Source organism: Paenibacillus thalictri (assembly GCF_004307995.1).
Classification (GTDB): domain Bacteria; phylum Bacillota; class Bacilli; order Paenibacillales; family NBRC-103111; genus Paenibacillus_AF; species Paenibacillus_AF thalictri.
Window position 1 is genome coordinate 1 of record NZ_SIRE01000045.1, and the last position, 15,340, is coordinate 15,340.

At 49.6% G+C, this 15,340-nt stretch carries 12 protein-coding genes and 2 pseudogenes; 13 read left to right on the top strand and 1 reads right to left on the bottom strand.

The features are described 5' to 3' along the window. Positions 1 to 251: 251 nt before the first annotated feature. A pseudogene (locus EYB31_RS37920) lies at positions 252 to 530 on the bottom strand (transposase); the annotation flags it as partial. Between the two features lie 24 nt (positions 531 to 554). On the opposite strand from EYB31_RS37920, the gene EYB31_RS37925 reads away from it, so the two are divergent. The 13 genes and pseudogenes from EYB31_RS37925 (at position 555) to EYB31_RS37985 (ending at position 15,337) form a co-directional block, all read left to right on the top strand. Next, positions 555 to 1,016, top strand: coding sequence for an NAD(P)-dependent oxidoreductase (locus EYB31_RS37925; RefSeq protein WP_131018861.1), 462 nt, complete (start codon positions 555 to 557; stop codon positions 1,014 to 1,016). A 369-nt stretch (positions 1,017 to 1,385) separates the two neighbouring features. Beyond that, positions 1,386 to 2,693, top strand: coding sequence for an FAD-binding oxidoreductase (locus EYB31_RS37930; protein WP_240763208.1), 1,308 nt, complete (start codon positions 1,386 to 1,388; stop codon positions 2,691 to 2,693). A 1-nt stretch (position 2,694) separates the two neighbouring features. Continuing rightward, positions 2,695 to 4,062: a (Fe-S)-binding protein gene (locus EYB31_RS37935; RefSeq protein ID WP_131018822.1), complete on the top strand. Its 1,368-nt coding sequence runs from the start codon at positions 2,695 to 2,697 to the stop codon at positions 4,060 to 4,062. A 55-nt stretch (positions 4,063 to 4,117) separates the two neighbouring features. Continuing rightward, the gene (locus EYB31_RS37940) at positions 4,118 to 5,530 is read left to right on the top strand and encodes an FAD-linked oxidase C-terminal domain-containing protein (protein ID WP_131018823.1); all 1,413 of its coding nucleotides are present in this window, start codon (positions 4,118 to 4,120) and stop codon (positions 5,528 to 5,530) included. A gap of 71 nt (positions 5,531 to 5,601) precedes the next feature. Further along, complete coding sequence (locus EYB31_RS37945) at positions 5,602 to 6,363, top strand: fumarylacetoacetate hydrolase family protein (protein ID WP_131018824.1); 762 nt, start codon at positions 5,602 to 5,604, stop codon at positions 6,361 to 6,363. A gap of 310 nt (positions 6,364 to 6,673) precedes the next feature. Beyond that, positions 6,674 to 6,921: pseudogene (locus tag EYB31_RS40530) on the top strand (NAD-dependent malic enzyme); the annotation flags it as partial. 124 nt (positions 6,922 to 7,045) lie between these two features. Continuing rightward, complete coding sequence (locus tag EYB31_RS37955) at positions 7,046 to 7,663, top strand: glycerate kinase (RefSeq protein WP_131018825.1); 618 nt, start codon at positions 7,046 to 7,048, stop codon at positions 7,661 to 7,663. Positions 7,664 to 8,146: 483 nt separating this feature from the next. Continuing rightward, positions 8,147 to 9,577 (top strand): sulfatase family protein, encoded by a 1,431-nt coding sequence (locus EYB31_RS37960; RefSeq protein WP_131018826.1) that lies wholly within the window; start codon positions 8,147 to 8,149, stop codon positions 9,575 to 9,577. Between the two features lie 31 nt (positions 9,578 to 9,608). Further along, positions 9,609 to 10,778, top strand: a complete 1,170-nt coding sequence (locus EYB31_RS37965; protein WP_131018827.1) for an ROK family transcriptional regulator — start codon at positions 9,609 to 9,611, stop codon at positions 10,776 to 10,778. Between the two features lie 182 nt (positions 10,779 to 10,960). Next, on the top strand, positions 10,961 to 11,848 hold the full coding sequence (locus tag EYB31_RS37970; protein WP_131018828.1) for a carbohydrate ABC transporter permease: 888 nt from the start codon (positions 10,961 to 10,963) through the stop codon (positions 11,846 to 11,848). Between the two features lie 13 nt (positions 11,849 to 11,861). Further along, positions 11,862 to 12,692, top strand: coding sequence for a carbohydrate ABC transporter permease (locus EYB31_RS37975; RefSeq protein ID WP_131018829.1), 831 nt, complete (start codon positions 11,862 to 11,864; stop codon positions 12,690 to 12,692). Between the two features lie 83 nt (positions 12,693 to 12,775). After that, a complete protein-coding gene (locus tag EYB31_RS37980) occupies positions 12,776 to 14,083 on the top strand; it encodes an ABC transporter substrate-binding protein (RefSeq protein ID WP_131018830.1) in 1,308 nt (435 codons plus the stop codon). Positions 14,084 to 14,146: 63 nt separating this feature from the next. Continuing rightward, on the top strand, positions 14,147 to 15,337 hold the full coding sequence (locus tag EYB31_RS37985; protein WP_131018831.1) for an ROK family transcriptional regulator: 1,191 nt from the start codon (positions 14,147 to 14,149) through the stop codon (positions 15,335 to 15,337). Positions 15,338 to 15,340 lie beyond the last annotated feature (3 nt).

Consider the following 15,340-nt stretch of genomic DNA (forward strand, 5'->3'; position numbering starts at 1 on the left):
GCTTCAAGCAGAGCATGCAAGCCTTGCGCTCATGAAAAAATTAACCACATAGCTGTGGTTTTCATTTTGCCCGGGTGGTCAACTTTTTGATTAGCGCAGTGGTCAACTTTTTCATTGACATTCACAAGTCTGTCAAGAAAATCGTGTAACCTTTTAAACCAAATCTAGTAAAAGTTTGCGTCGCTGCTTGACTTGGAGCCTCCTCGCCCGGCAGGCAGCCTACCATGCCCGCCTCTCCAAATAAAGCCGCTTTAGCGTACTTTGACGCGCTCAGGACAATACACCGTCAGTTGCAGCAGATTTTGAACCCTTCCTGTCCACTTTCTCAGTACGTCCATCGTAGAAAGGTACAGCATTTTCAATAAGGATTCATCCGTTGGGAAAACACTCTTACCCTTGGTCGCTTTGCGCAGCTGCCGATGGTAACTCTCGATATTCGTGGTATAGATTAGCTTGCGCAGCTCTGGTGGGTACTTGAAGAAGGTCGTTAATTCATCCCAGTTTTGCCGCCATGACTTGACAATGAGAGGATTCAGCAAGGGACGTTATCTATCATGGTCGGTGGTAGTAATCTGGTGTTTGATCGGGTTCTTCCTATACTGGAGAAGTTGGGAAAAAACATCTATCATGTGGGTAATATTAGAAACGGAGCTATTGTTAAGCTGTTAAATCAGCTCATGGTTGGCATCCACACTCAAGCTGCAAGCGAAGCAATGACGCTTGCCGATAAAATGGGCTTACCTAAAGATTTGCTGCATCGAATTTTGAGCAATAGCTTCGCACAGAGTCGGATTTATGATCGGCATTGTACTCAATTTGTAGAGAAAAATGAGTTTCAGCCGGGATTTGCTCTAAATCTGCTGCATAAAGACTTGGTATTGGTGAAGAAAATGGCAGAGGATAACGATGCTGCCATACCGATAGGAGCTCAGGTAGAGCAAATTATCCAAACGGCAAAAGTTAGTGGTTTCGGGGCGCCGGGAAAAGTAAAAACGAGACACCGGGTTCGGCAGTAATATTAGCATTTATGGCCCATCATTGGGCCGATTTTTTTTACTTATTGTTGCATCAATTGAGTGCCTTCTATCTTGAGCTTAATATGCGGGAGGTAGGAAATTTGACTCTACTTTAAAACTCCACTGCTATTGACAAGGTCGAGTAGCAGTGGGAGAATAACAATAAACAATTTTATGAACTAAGTTCATAATAATGAACTTAATGGTGGGGTGGTGATCCGATGAAGGGGAGATCCATTGAGGATTAGCGGTGAGGGATGGTTAAAATGAAAAGTAATCATACATTTTTACCGAATTTTAAGCGAGGGTGAGAAAATGCCTGAAACGGTCAAGCTAACAACCGAAAATATGAAACATGATTTGATCGAAATGGTTGGTCCGGAGAACGTTGCAGTTGATCGCATGGAGAGTGAGAAGCGATATCAGCTTCAGGCACCGTTGATGGTGTTTCCAGACGAGGAACGGAAGGTTGAAGAAATTCTGGGCTGGGCATGCAAAAACCATGTGCGGGTCGCACCACAGGGCGCAGGTACAAAAGATGCATTTGGACATCAGGGCGATGGCCCGGATGTGATACTCTCGTTAAAAAAAATGTCCGGACTACTGCACCATTCCGTCGGGGATCTTACCGTCACTGTACTACCGGGAACAACCCTGAGGGAGCTTCAGCAAGCTTTAGGCAAAGAAGGGCAGTTTCTGCCGCTTGATCCGGCATGGGGGGAGCAATCGACCCTGGGAGGGATCATTGCATCCAATGCTTCAGGTCCCAGAAGAGCGATGTACGGCTCAGCGAGAGATTATTTAATTGCATCCCGTATTTGTTATCCGGATGGAACGATGATTCGCACGGGTGCAAAGGTCGTCAAAAACGTGGCCGGTTACGATATGAACAAACTATTTATCGGCTCTATGGGCACTTTGGGGGTTTTTACCGAGCTCACCTTTAAAATCCGTCCAATTCCCGTATACGCTGGGGCTTTGGTCATTCGCATCCCGGAATTGCTTAAGCTCCGCAAGCTGCAGGGAATTTTACTCGACTCACAGCTTGAGCCTTCTGCAGTAGAATGGGTTAACGGGAGACTCGGAAAGGATATACTTGGTCAGGCTGTTGCAGGTCCTATGCTTCTGGTATCGTTCGAGGACGTGGAGCGTTCGGTACGATTTCAAATGAACTGGCTGGCGCACACTTGTGACAGCCTTGGAGTTGCGGTCCAGATGGAGATCTCGGGACAAGAAGAAACCCAGATCGTGCTCTCCAGATTGAGGGAGCATCTTCCGAATTCGAACGACATTTCTGACGACAAGCTTGTAGTTAGCGTCAAGCTGCTCTCCATGATCGCGGAAGTGCCGGCCGTTTACGAAGTCCTGCAAAATTCAGCTGATGAAAAAGGGCTGCTGCTTGATTTCCACGGGGGGCTATATACGGGCATCAGCAGAGCAACGATACGAGCGGATTGGGTACAACAGTCGAAGGTTTTTGAATGGCTGCATACAGTCAATTCGTTCCTCGGTCAACTTAACGGTCGGTCGGTGATCGAAGTCGCTCCTCGCGACATAAAGATGAACCTGAATGTATGGGGGCCTGAAGCAGAAGATTGGAATTTGATGATAGGGATCAAAAATAAAATCGATCCAAAGCGCATCTTGAATCCGGGTCGGTTTGTAGGAGGGATTTGAAATGTCGCAGCACGGTGCCAAAAAAACGCAAGTGGTTTCCCCAGCATGCCACGATGTATCGTTAACCCGTTCCAATTATTTATGGGAGGACGCTCCCGATCCGGAAAAATTTTCGCAATGCGTGCATTGCGGGATGTGTCTCGAGGCGTGCCCGACCTATCAGGAAACTGCATTGGAACCGCATTCACCGCGGGGGCGAGTCTATCTGATAAAATCTGTAGCGGAAGGAAAAATGCAGCTGAACGAGTTTTTCAAAAATCCGGTATCTACTTGTCTGGACTGCCGGGCTTGCGAAACCGCTTGCCCGGCAAACGTTCAAGTGGGCGCATTGATCGAAGAAGCGAGAGGTCAGCTGTATAAGGCTGATCCTCCAAAAGGCTTCTCGGGACTGCTTCACAAGCTTTTCCTGCATGGGTTGTTCCCGTATCCGTCAAGAATGCAAATGCTGGGCAAGCTGCTAAGGCTGTACCAGAAGTCCGGGCTCGCTTTTGCGGCGGATAAATTAGGCGTGATGCGGATCCTTCCTGCGCATTTGCGCGAGATGGAGAAGGCGCTGCCGAAGCTGTCCAGGCCTCCGGTGCTGCGTTCCCACCCGGAAACGTTGCCGGCCATCGGTGTCAAACGGGCGAAAGTAGCGGTACTTACGGGCTGTGTCATGGATGTCGTATTCAGCGACATCAACGAAGCTACAATCCGGGTTCTGCGTCGCAACGGCTGCGAGGTATGGATTCCGAAAGCGCAAAAATGCTGCGGTGCTCTGCACGTTCATGCAGGCGACCGCGATCAAGCGAAGCAACTGGCACGTCATAATATCGACTTATTTTTATCCGATGACATCGACGCCATTATTGTAAATGCGGCAGGTTGCGGTTCGACGCTGAAGGAATACGAAGAATTGTTCAAAAGTGATGAGCGCTACCGCGATAAAGCGCATTTGTTCAGTGAAAAAATTGTGGACGTATCGCAGTTTCTCGATCAACTTGGCTTGATCGCGCCAAAAGGGAAACTCGACATGACGATCACTTATCACGATGCATGCCATCTGGCGCACGCACAAGGAATTCGGGTAGAGCCGCGCCGGCTGCTTGCGGCCATCCCCGGCTTGCGTATTGTCGATCTGCCCGATGCCGACCGCTGCTGCGGCAGTGCAGGTATATATAATCTGACTCAACCAGAAATGGCGGGACAGCTTCTGGATCGCAAGATGAACGACATTCCTAGTGGATGCGACGCGGTGTCTATGGGCAATCCCGGATGTATGATGCAGTTTCAGGTAGGGGTCGTACGACATAACCGGACGGAGAAAATTGTTCACACAATACAACTGCTCGATTGGGCATACAACAACGAGGAGGCGCATCGCTCATGAATAACGTTAAGAATACGGCGACTAACGGGTTCACCAGTCTCGAACAGCGTGAGCAATTCATCCGGGCGATGGTGCAACTGGTGGACCGACTGCCGTTCTGCACAGGTATGAAGACTTGGTTGCGTATGAATGTGACGGTTATACGCTTGAAAAATCACTACCTGCGGCCGTCGTTTTCCCGAAGTCGACGGAGGAGGTTTCGCGGGCCGTCAAATATTTGCATGAACGGCGAATTCCCTTTTTACCTCGGGGAGCAGGAACGGGCCTTAGCGGTGGAGCCATAGCGCAAGGGGGGGAAGTGATCGTCAGCCTTGCGCGGATGAACAAATTACTAAGCATCGATTATTTGAATCGCAGAGCGGTATTACAACCGGGTTATATTAATCTGAAGTTGTCCAATTCCATTTCATCCAAAGGGTACTATTATGCACCCGATCCTTCCAGCCAAGCAACATGTACAATCGGTGGAAACGTTGGAGAAAATGCCGGTGGAGCACACTGTCTCAAGTACGGTGTTACCACCAATCACGTATTGGGACTCGAGCTCGTTCTCCCGAACGGGGACATCGTGAAAACCGGAGGGACGCTGGACAGCCCTGGGTATGATTTGCTTGGCATCCTTACAGGATCGGAAGGCACGATGGGCATCGTGACGGAAATTACAGTCCGAATTCTGAAGAAGCCACAAGGAGTCAAGACGGTACTCGCCCTATACGAGGACGTTAACGACGCAAGCAGGGCCGTCTCGGAAATCATAGCTGCGGGCATCATTCCGGCGGCTCTAGAAATGATGGATAAAATCGCCATTGAAGGTGTTGAGTCGGGTAACTATCCGGTTGGATATCCGAGAGATTTAGGTGCAGTACTCATTGTTGAAGTCGACGGAATCGAGGAAGGTTTGCAAGATCAAATCGACCACATTATTGCCGTTTGCCAAAGAAACCGGGTGCGCGAGGTGCGCCAAGCGGATGATGCACAGGAAAGAGCTCGCTGGTGGGCTAACCGGAAAACCGCATTTGGCGCAATGGGGACCATTTCTCCCGATTATCTGGTTCAAGATGGGGTGATTCCCCGCAGCAAGCTTCCTGAAGTCCTAGCGAAGGTTGGGGAGATCAGTGCTAAATACAAGCTGCGCATTGCCAATGTGTTCCACGCTGGAGACGGCAATCTTCATCCGCTCATATTATTTGATTCAAGGGTGCCCGGAGAGACAGAGCGAGCGGTGGCCGCAGGCTCAGAGGTGCTAAAAGTTTGCGCGGACGTAGGCGGATCCATTACGGGGGAGCACGGAGTGGGTATTGAGAAGATGGAGGATATGCGATTCATTTTCAACGAGCGGGAAATTCAGGTGCAAACGGATATTCGTGATGTTTTCAATCCGCACAGCCTTTGCAACCCTGACAAGTTGTTTCCTAAACCTGCCCGCTGTGTAGAAGTGAAGAAATTTGTCGCTTCAACGAAGGAATAATTAGTGTCTCTTTTCTTCTAAACGAGGCCAAATATCGAAACTCACTGAGGAAATGAAAGGTTGGATAAAAGATGAAGTTTACCCGATTTATGGTTTCCGGAGAAACCGAAACTTTGAATGGCATTATCGAAGGGAACACGATTAAAGAATTTACCGGAGAGCTGTTTGGCTCCCGTACATTTACAAAGAGAACGTTTCCGCTGGGAGATATTCAATTCAAGGCACCGCTTGTTCCTCGGCATATCATAGGCATCGGCAGAAACTTTGCGGCGGAGGGTGGCGAGAAACCGCCTGTTCCCGATATGCCGATTTTGTTTTTCAAACCGCTCGGTACGGTGGTTGGTCCGGATGATCCGGTATTCTTGCCTCGCGGAACGGAGGAGATCAGATTCGAATCGGAACTTGCCGTCGTTATCGGGAAAACCGCGAGAAATCTAAATCCGGAGGAGGCGGACGAGGCGATTTTCGGCTATACGGTTGCCAATGACTTCGGTGCATTCAATTATTTCCACCCCGAGGGGCACTGGACGATCGGTAAAGCCTTCGATACGTTTTGTCCTCTTGGTCCGGTGCTTGAAACGGACTTCGATTACCGGACTGCACGCATTAAAGCGGCTGTTAACGGAATCATTAAACAAGACAGCTCGATGGAACGGATCATTACACCGATCGATGTCATGATTTCATACATCAGCCGATTTATGACCCTTATGCCGGGTGATGTCATTTTGACAGGAACGCCGGCGGGGTCGGAAGCTGTTCGCGATGGCGATGTGGTGGATTGTTTTATTGAAGGAATAGGACACCTTCGAAATCGAGTGAAAGCTCAATAGTTTTACTGTATAGGCAATTATCGATGAAATAATACATTCAAGTAGGCAATCTGCAAGTCGTAACAAGGCTTTACCGGATTATCTGTTTGGGGCTGGATGCAACATAGCATGGTACCATCGCCAACGGCGCGACGCTGCACGCGCTTCATTATCATCAAATCGATGTGAGGGCGGTACAAGACCGATTAAAACAAAACGGCCAGAACTACGAGGACTATATTTTGGACTTTCCGGTAGATATAATCCGAAATGTGGTAAAGGGGTAAATCGCAAAGAGGGTGGATTAAGAAGGCATGTTGTCCCAACAGCATGCCTTTTTTCCTTAGATATCGATAAGCTGGTTGAGACTGTCAAGTTGATTGAACCCGTCTTTGGCGGTATTAATTTAGAGGATATAGCGGCACCCGCTTGTTTGAGATTGAAGAACGCCTCAAAAAGGAACTCGATATTCCCGTTTTTCATGATGATCAGCATGGTCCTGCTATAGCTGCTTTGGCCGGCTTAATTAATGGGACGAAAGTGGTAAATAAGAGATTGGATATGGTACACAACGTGCTTGCCTTTCCCGGAGTGTTTCGAGGAGTTCTCGACGTCGCACTATTGGGAAAGGAGGAGAGTGAGAGTAGTCATCGCACCAGATTCTTATAAGGGCAGTTTGTCTGCCGCATAGGTTGCGGAAATCATGGGGCGCGCTGTGCAGCATGAGATTTCCTCAGCTCATGTAATTAAAATACCTATGGCAGATGGCGGTGAAGGAACCGTTGATGTGCTAATGACGGCGTTAAACGGAAACATTAGGCAGGTACGGGTGCAAGGTCCTTTGAATGAATTTGGGGTTCACAGGGATCGGCCTGGCGCCGGCGCAGCAGGAGGACTAGGTTTTAGTTTTCTCTCGCTTGGAGCTGAACTGGTCCCAGGGGCAAAGTTCGTCGAGGAAATGACTGGACTCAAGGATTGTGTCCGCGGCGCGGACTGGGTATTGACGGGGGAAGGACGCAGCGACAGCCAAACGCTGTACGGCAAGCTCCCTCAACATGGCGCAAGTATTGCCCGTGAAGCGGGGGCAGAAGCAGTGCTCATATCCGGAAGCTTCGGGTCCGGAAGTGAACGGCTGCTTTCTGATTTTTCGGCCTGTTTTTCTGTCGTTGACCGTCCCGCTACTCTGCAGGAATGGAGAAAGCGAAGAACTCTGCACGGCGACGGAGCGCATATCGGGAGCGGACACGCTTATGCGCCTGCCGATAAGACTGCGCGTGAAATCGAATTAGAAAAGGAAATAGGGATTTGCGCGAGCCAATGAAATTCTCAAGGACGCACTCGGTTTTTTCGCAAAAGACTGGAAGCGGTAAAGGCACGCCAGCTCTATGCATACATCCGTGAACGACGGATCAATGGACCGTCAAGGCGATGTGCGAAGTGCTTGCTGTCAGCGAATCGGGCTACTACCGTAGCTTGAGGCCCACACCCATACAGGTGCGGTAGCGGGGCTTTTTTTGAGGTAGAGCTAGGAACTTCTCGGATAAATAACAGAGATCACTTCTTGTGTCAAACTTTCATATTAATTTATTTGATTAAATAATAGAGGGATTCTCATGTTTGTCTGCACATTTTTTGAAATATCCGAAATTGGGTTCGGTATGCTGAAATCGCCCTGAAAACTAGCGTTTTCGAAGATTCGGACGATGCGAGGAGATTAAAAAAAACAGTAGACAAAACAATGAAATATGCTAATATATATTTAATCAATTTAATTAATATAAGAAAAATCGCTGGAGGAACTCGGATGAGAATTATTTATCTAGACATTGATTCACTTCGTCCCGATCATATGGGCTGTTACGGTTACGAACGCAACACGACCCCTAATTTAGATAAAATCGCAGAAGGCGGCGCGAGATTCAACGATTGTTATTGTGCTTCATCGCCATGCGTGCCTTCGCGGGCCAGCTTTATGTCCGGCCGGTTCGCCGTCAATCACGGCGCGCTGACACACTGGGGCCCGGGTTATGACTTCTATTATCCGGAAGGAGACGGCCATAGCCAGACCATGCCGTTTTTTACAAGATACATTCGTGAAGCCGGTTACAAGACTGTTACATTTTCTTCCTTTGGCGACAGGCACCATGCATGGTGGTATTTTGCCGGCTGGGATCAGGTGAACAGCCATACGTTGAAAGAAGGCAATGAAGACGCGCATGAAGTGAATGCGGCGGTTATACCGTGGCTGAAGCAGCACGGCAAGGACGATAACTATTTTCTGCATATACAGTACTGGGATCCGCACACCATGTACACGTATCCGAAGGAATACGCCGATCAGTGGCAGGAATCGCCGGCAAAGGATTTTCCAAGCGAAGAAATCATAGCGGAGCACACCAAAGACGTCTTCCCGCGTTCCGCCAGCTTCCTGCATACCGCAGCGACAATTCCCGACACAATGCCGCGCACGATTCGCAACCGCGACGATTTCAAGCATCTGCTGAACGGTTATGACGGCGGAATCAGCTACATGGATAAGTGCGTCGGAGAATTGCTCGATGTGTTGAAGGAACTGGGCATAGAAGATGAAGTATGCTTTATTATTAGTGCGGACCACGGAGAATCGATGGGGGAGCAGGGCATTTATATGGAGCATGGAAGCGCTACCGAAGCGGTTCACCATATCCCCTTGATTGTCAATATTCCGGGAGTGACCAAGCCGGGGACAGTTGTTGACGGATTTATTTACAATGTGGACGTGATCGCCACGATTACCGATCTGGCAGGTCTTCGCGTTCCTTCCGGCTGGGACGGCGCTTCGTTTCTTCCGGCTTTAAGAGGTGAACACTGGCAGGGCCGCGATTATCTGGTGATGGACCACGGATTGTATACATGCCAGCGGGCGGTTAGGGACGAGAAATGGTATTTTATTCGCACGTATCATGCCGGCTTATATCGTTTTGATGACGTTACCTTGTACGATATGGAGAACGACCCCTTCCAGACGGTCAATGTCGCCGAGCAATATCCCGAGATCGTCAAGGAAATGGACCACCGCATGATGGAATGGCAGCAGCAAAATCTGGGGAAAATAGGACACCGCCCGGATCCGCTGCAGCAGGTAGTGGAGACGGGGCCATGGAAGTATGTTACACTAGATGGGTGGATCGACCGTCTTCGCAGCGAAGGACGCGAGGATGCGGCCGAATATTTCATAAACAAATATAAGGTATGAGTAAATCAGGAATTTCGGAGGCTGCTTGGGGATGTCGTTAATCGGTCATAATTTGGCTAGAGCGAAGCAATTAAACAGATCGTTGGTGCTGCAATCTCTGCTGCTCAACGGGCCGTTGTCCAGACAAAACATCGCAAAGATGACAAAGCTGACCCCGGCAACCATTACCAATATAACGGCCGAGCTGCTTGCTCACGAATGGATCGAAGAGATCGGCAACGTCGAGGGCGATCAGGTCCGCTCGGGCAGAAAGTCAATCGCGTTGTCGATCAACGCGGATAAATATATGAGCCTTGGCGTTCATCTTCGTTCCGACCGCATCGAGCTTGGCATTGTGAACTTAGCGGGCGACGTGAAGCATGTGGAGATGCAGCCATACGAGACGTATACGGCCAATACGTTTGTCGATTATTTGGGCAATGTGATTGTTGAGTATTTAAAGAGAAACTCGCAGTTTCCGGTGTCTTCGGTAGGCATCGGCAGCGTCGGACTCGTGCAGCATGAGCAGGGCATTATCTTGAGCGCCGAGCATATGGGATGGAAGAATATTGAGGTGGCGGGCCCCCTTGCCGCAAGGGTAAAAATGCCCGTTCTGTTGGATAATAACGTCAGAACGATGGCGCTTGCTGAGAAGATGTACGGCAAGAACAAGCTGAGCGCCGACTCCTTGTTTGTTTACATCGGCAGAGGGATCGGAGCTGGACTCATCCTCGGCAACCAGATTTATCGCGGCGGCATAACCGGGGCGGGCGAGTTTGGCCACATTACGCTGGATCGCGGCGGCGTCCCGTGTTGGTGCGGGAATAAGGGGTGCCTGGAAAGGTACGCCTCGGAAGCGGCGCTGCTCAAAAGTCTTGGATTTACTCATATTGATGAGATTGTGCACGCGATAAAAGCCGGAGACAGAAGGGTGGAAGAGGCCGTCATTCAGGCAGCCGATATGATCGCCGTAGGGCTGGCGTCGTTTAACAACATCTTTCATATCCAGAGTGTCATTCTGGCGGGAGCCATTACGGATGAGCAGTTGCCCTTTGTAGAAACGATCCGTCATCGCGTTGCCGAAAAATCGTTTCTGACCCAATTTGAGCCGGTGGACGTGCAGTCGTCGGCACTTGGCAAGATGGTCGGTGTTGTTGGCGCCGCAAGCTTGAGCATTTATGAGCTGATACTCAGCGAACAGGATGTGCAGGTATGGGCTTGAGAGCCCATACCGCCCGTTTTGTAAGCGTTGACAAGTGTTTTTTTAAATCCGATTGGTGTACTGTTAACTACTAGTAATGTTGAATTATAAAGCGAATCGGATGGTACGACACTTTGCATATATAGTCTATATTCTAGACTTAATACCGAAAAGAGGGGATTCACATTAACAACCTGCGACTGATGATGAAGCGCAATGGCTACAAGATGGGGGAAACCGTCGAAGGCTATCTCTACTTGCTGCCGGTTATCGCATGGATCGGCGTATTTATGGCCTTTCCCATGTACTACATCATTTACTTGAGTTTCTTTAAATGGAATCTGGTCGAGCCGAATAAAACGTTTATCGGCATTCAAAACTTTATCCAAATGTTTACCGACAACGTTTTTCTCAGCTCGTTGGCCCATACGGTGTACTTTACGATCGGCAACGTAGCTTTGACGATGATTGTGGCGATGCTGATCGCTATTCTGATGAATCAGAAAATACCCGGGATTACGGCGGTTCGGGGGTTCTTTTATTCGCCGGTTGTCGTTTCGGTTATTGCGGCGGCGATGATCTGGGGATTCCTGTTCGATTCGCAGTTCGGCCCGCTTACGCAAATCGTCAATGCTTTCGGATTACCTTCGCCCAAATGGCTGGACGATCCGAATTGGGCGATGAATTCGATCATTATGATGAGTATTTGGAAACACATGGGTTATTATGCAGTCATTTATTTGGCGGCGCTTCAGGGAATATCCAGCGACTATTACGAAGCGGCTTCCTTGGATGGGGCAACGGCGCTGCAGAAGTTTTTCCATGTGACCTGGCCGTTATTAAGACCTGCAACCATGCTGGTTGTCATTATGGGGATCATTAACTCTTTCCAAGTGTTCGGGCAAATATACGTATTGACCGCAGGAGGACCTGTGGGCAGCACCAACGTGATTGTGTATTACTTGTACGATGTGGCGTTCCACGATTTTGAGGTTGGTTATGCCAGTGCGATCGGTCTCTTCTTGTTTATTGCTATGATGGTTGTAACACTGGTGCAATTTAAAATGATGGATCGTAAAATCAAATTTTAGGTGGTGACCCGGCTTGGTTGAAAAACAAAAAAAGTTAAAGAAGCTTGTGCTTTTCGTGCTTGCTTTTGGCGGAAGTCTGATCACTTTATTTCCGTTCCTGTGGATGCTGGCAACCAGCTTCAAAACCAACAGGGAAGTCTACAGCTCAGGTCTTAGCATTATTCCGAAGTCGCTTTCCTTAGCCAATTATATCAAAGCGTTTGAAGTCGCTCCGATCTTTGTGTATTTGATGAATTCCATCATGATCAGCGTCGTCACCACCATCGGCGTTGTGATTACGTCGTTGCTTGCCGGCTACTCGTTGTCCCGGCTTCATTTTCCGGGTAGAAACATCATCTTTATCGCCGTACTTGGAACGATGATGGTACCGCACCAATCGTCGATGATCCCCAGCTTTATTATGCTGAAAAACTTCGGCTGGCTCGATTCCTACAAGGCCCTAATCATCCCGTTCCTGGTGTATCCGTTTGCGGTGTTTATGATGCGCAACTTTCTGCTGAATTTACCCAAGGAACTGGAGGAAGCGGCCCATTTGGACGGATGCTCGCGGCTGCAAATTCTTTATAAAATATTTCTGCCGTTATCGAAGCCGGCTATCGCCAGTATTATCATTCTGAACTTTACGCATGTATGGAACGACTTTTTCTGGCCGCTTGTTATGACCAAATCAGTGAATATGCGGACGATGCAGGTCGGACTCTCCATGCTGAAGAACGAATTTACGCTGCAGTGGCCGCTATTAATGTCTGCTACGGTCGTGTCGGCGATTCCGATTTTTATTATCTACATTTTGTTTCAGCGGTTCTTCGTTCAAGGATCGGTTTCATCCGGCGTCAAAGGTTAATGATTGGCAGTTAATTGGTGTGGGGCGCAACCGGCATTTGCCGGCGCTTATATAACAAATCCAGTCCAGGGGGATGGTATTCAATGAATAAGCGGTTTCTGAAAGGTTCGGCAATTGTGGGATTATCAAGCGCTCTGCTGCTGTCTGCGTGCAGTTCCGCAGGCAAACAGGAACAGCCGGCGGCGGGCGGTTCGGCAGCGCAGGATGGTCCGGCTAAAAAAGTGGAGTTCTGGTACGCTTTGTCCGGTTCCAATGGCGATGTCGTCAAGAAAATTGTAGAGGATTACAATAAGTCGCAGAAAAAAATACAGGTAGAAGCGGTATATGTACCGCAAAATGAACGAATGGAGAAACTTTCGGTTGCAGTTGCGGCAGGCAATCCGCCCGATCTGTTCACCGCCGGCCCGCCGGATCTGGCTTCGCTGCAAGGCTCTCATGTGCTGAAATCGATTGATGAGCTGGCGAAGACCGGTTCGAAGAAAATTACAAAAGACGATTTTCTCCCTGTATTGGACAGCGTAATCGTCAAGGACGGCACGTTGTGGGCCGCTCCAATCAGTATTGGCGTAACAACGACTTATTATAACGAAAATCTGTTTAAGGCGGCTGGTATTTCCAAAGCGCCGGAAACGTGGGATCAATTGGTGGAAACGGCCCAGAAGCTGACGGATTCCTCCAAGGGGCAATACGGTATTTTGCTGCCAACCAAGGAAGTGCAGAATACAGCGGAAATTTGGTTTTCCTTCTTGGGGCAAGCCGGCGGACGTGTGCTGACCGAAGACAACAAGAAAGCCGCATTTAACTCCGAAGCCGGGGTTAAGGCGCTGCAGCTGTGGGTTGATTTAATTCAGAAATACAAGGTGGCGCCTTTGACCCAGTTGGATGCGGCCAATATTACGCAAACCTTCGGTGCCGGTAAGACCGGGATGTTCATCGGTTACCCGCAATGGATCGAGACCACGAAGGATTTCCCGTTCACGACCAAAACGGCCCGTTTGCCGAAAGGGGAAAAATACGCGACCAGCTTGGGAGGTTGGTATCTCGTTGTGCCGGCGCAAGGGAAAAATACCGAAGGCGCGTACGAGTTTTTGACTTGGCTGATGCAGCCCACCAATGCAGTAAAGTGGAACGTAGGCATGGGCAATCTTCCCGCCGAGCAGAAGACGCTGGATACGAAGGAATACCAGGATTATACGAAGCAAACTCCGCTGCTTGAGGCGTTTAACACGGCATTAAAAAGCGATATTCAGCCGTTCCCTGCAACAGACAAATATGGTAAATTGACAGTGAGTGTCGCTAAAGCGATTGTATCCGCCCTGTATCAGAAGCAAACGCCAAAAGAAGCTTTGGATGCGGCTGCGGCGGAGGTCAATAAGCTGCTTGCGCAATAATACGGGATGTGAGGCGTAGGAGAGGCTGCAGCGCCTCTCTTTTCTATCCGGGAGGTAATTGAATTGGAACTGCTGACGGCAAATCATGGGCTGATGAGGGATATTAACAAACTGACGGTGCTTACATTAATTCGGCAAAACGGACCGATTTCCAAAGCGCAAATTGCACAAATCACGGGTTTAAACAAAACAACGATTACTTCATGCGTGGAGCAATTGAAACAGGATTTACTCATACGCGAGATTGGCTTTGCCAGCACAAGCCAAGGGCGGCCTCCCTTGATGCTGCAATTTAACGGCAAGGAAGGTCTGGTTGTCGGAGCGGCGTTGGGTGTTAACTTCTCGGATGTGATTGTCGCCAACCTGGAAGGAGATATATTGTGCCAGAATCGCATTCCGCTGCGGGCTCAATCGGCCGAGTTGTTTATACAGGATATCGGCGACGCAATAGCCGCCTCCATGGACTCGGTTGCGATGCCGGCGCTTGGGGTCGTCGGCATCGGCATCGGGTGCCCCGGAATCGTCAACACCGCAACCGGGGATATCGTTCGTTCCAACCGTTACCCGCTGTTGCCCCATGTGCCGCTGCGGCGTGCGCTTGAGGAACGGTTTCAACGAAGCGTCACGGTAGAGGAGAACGGAAATGCGGCATTGGCCGGCGCTTATTATTTCGGCAAGATGAGCGCTTCATCCACTTCCATGTACGTTCATGTTGGGCTCGGGATCGGTTCCGGCATCATGCTCCAGGGCAGCTTGTATCGTGGAGGACTTGGCTTTGCTCCGAAGTTGGGGCATACGCTGTTTGCAGCCGGGGGGAAAGCTTGCGGCTGCGGGTTGTCCGGCTGCTTTGAGATGTACGCGTCGGAGCATAGTTTGGCCGAGCATTATTGGGAAAGAGACATGCGGCACGAGGATAGTGGGGACATTTGGCGGCTTGCCGGAGAAATTATTGAGCTTGCCGTGCAAGGAGAGGCCAAAGCGCTGCGTTCTGTGCTGCATATCGGCGAGATGCTGGGCATGGGGATTGCGAGTTCGATCAATCTGCTTAATCCGGACCATATTATTTTGGGCTGCCGCCTGAATCGTGTGGATTCGTTTATGGCTGTGGTAGAACAATCCATCGCAAGGCATGTGCTTCCCTTAAGAATGGAGGGACTGACTTTGATGCCGGCCCCATTCGGGGAGCACTCCGTCTCCTTGGGAGCCGCTTCGCTGGCAATCGAACATATGTTTAGCGGGATAAAGGTCGGGTGAGGA

Bases quoted from the DNA above. Each gene is read 5' to 3' on its own strand.
- EYB31_RS37925 (WP_131018861.1), top strand. From the start codon at position 555: ATGGTCGGTGGTAGTAATCTGGTGTTTGATCGGGTTCTTCCTATACTG.
- EYB31_RS37945 (WP_131018824.1), top strand. From the start codon at position 5,602: ATGAAGTTTACCCGATTTATGGTTTCCGGAGAAACCGAAACTTTGAAT.
- EYB31_RS37970 (WP_131018828.1), top strand. From the start codon at position 10,961: ATGATGAAGCGCAATGGCTACAAGATGGGGGAAACCGTCGAAGGCTAT.
- EYB31_RS37930 (WP_240763208.1), top strand. From the start codon at position 1,386: ATGGTTGGTCCGGAGAACGTTGCAGTTGATCGCATGGAGAGTGAGAAG.
- EYB31_RS37965 (WP_131018827.1), top strand. From the start codon at position 9,609: ATGTCGTTAATCGGTCATAATTTGGCTAGAGCGAAGCAATTAAACAGA.
- EYB31_RS37955 (WP_131018825.1), top strand. From the start codon at position 7,046: ATGGGGCGCGCTGTGCAGCATGAGATTTCCTCAGCTCATGTAATTAAA.
- EYB31_RS37980 (WP_131018830.1), top strand. From the start codon at position 12,776: ATGAATAAGCGGTTTCTGAAAGGTTCGGCAATTGTGGGATTATCAAGC.
- EYB31_RS37935 (WP_131018822.1), top strand. From the start codon at position 2,695: ATGTCGCAGCACGGTGCCAAAAAAACGCAAGTGGTTTCCCCAGCATGC.
- EYB31_RS37960 (WP_131018826.1), top strand. From the start codon at position 8,147: ATGAGAATTATTTATCTAGACATTGATTCACTTCGTCCCGATCATATG.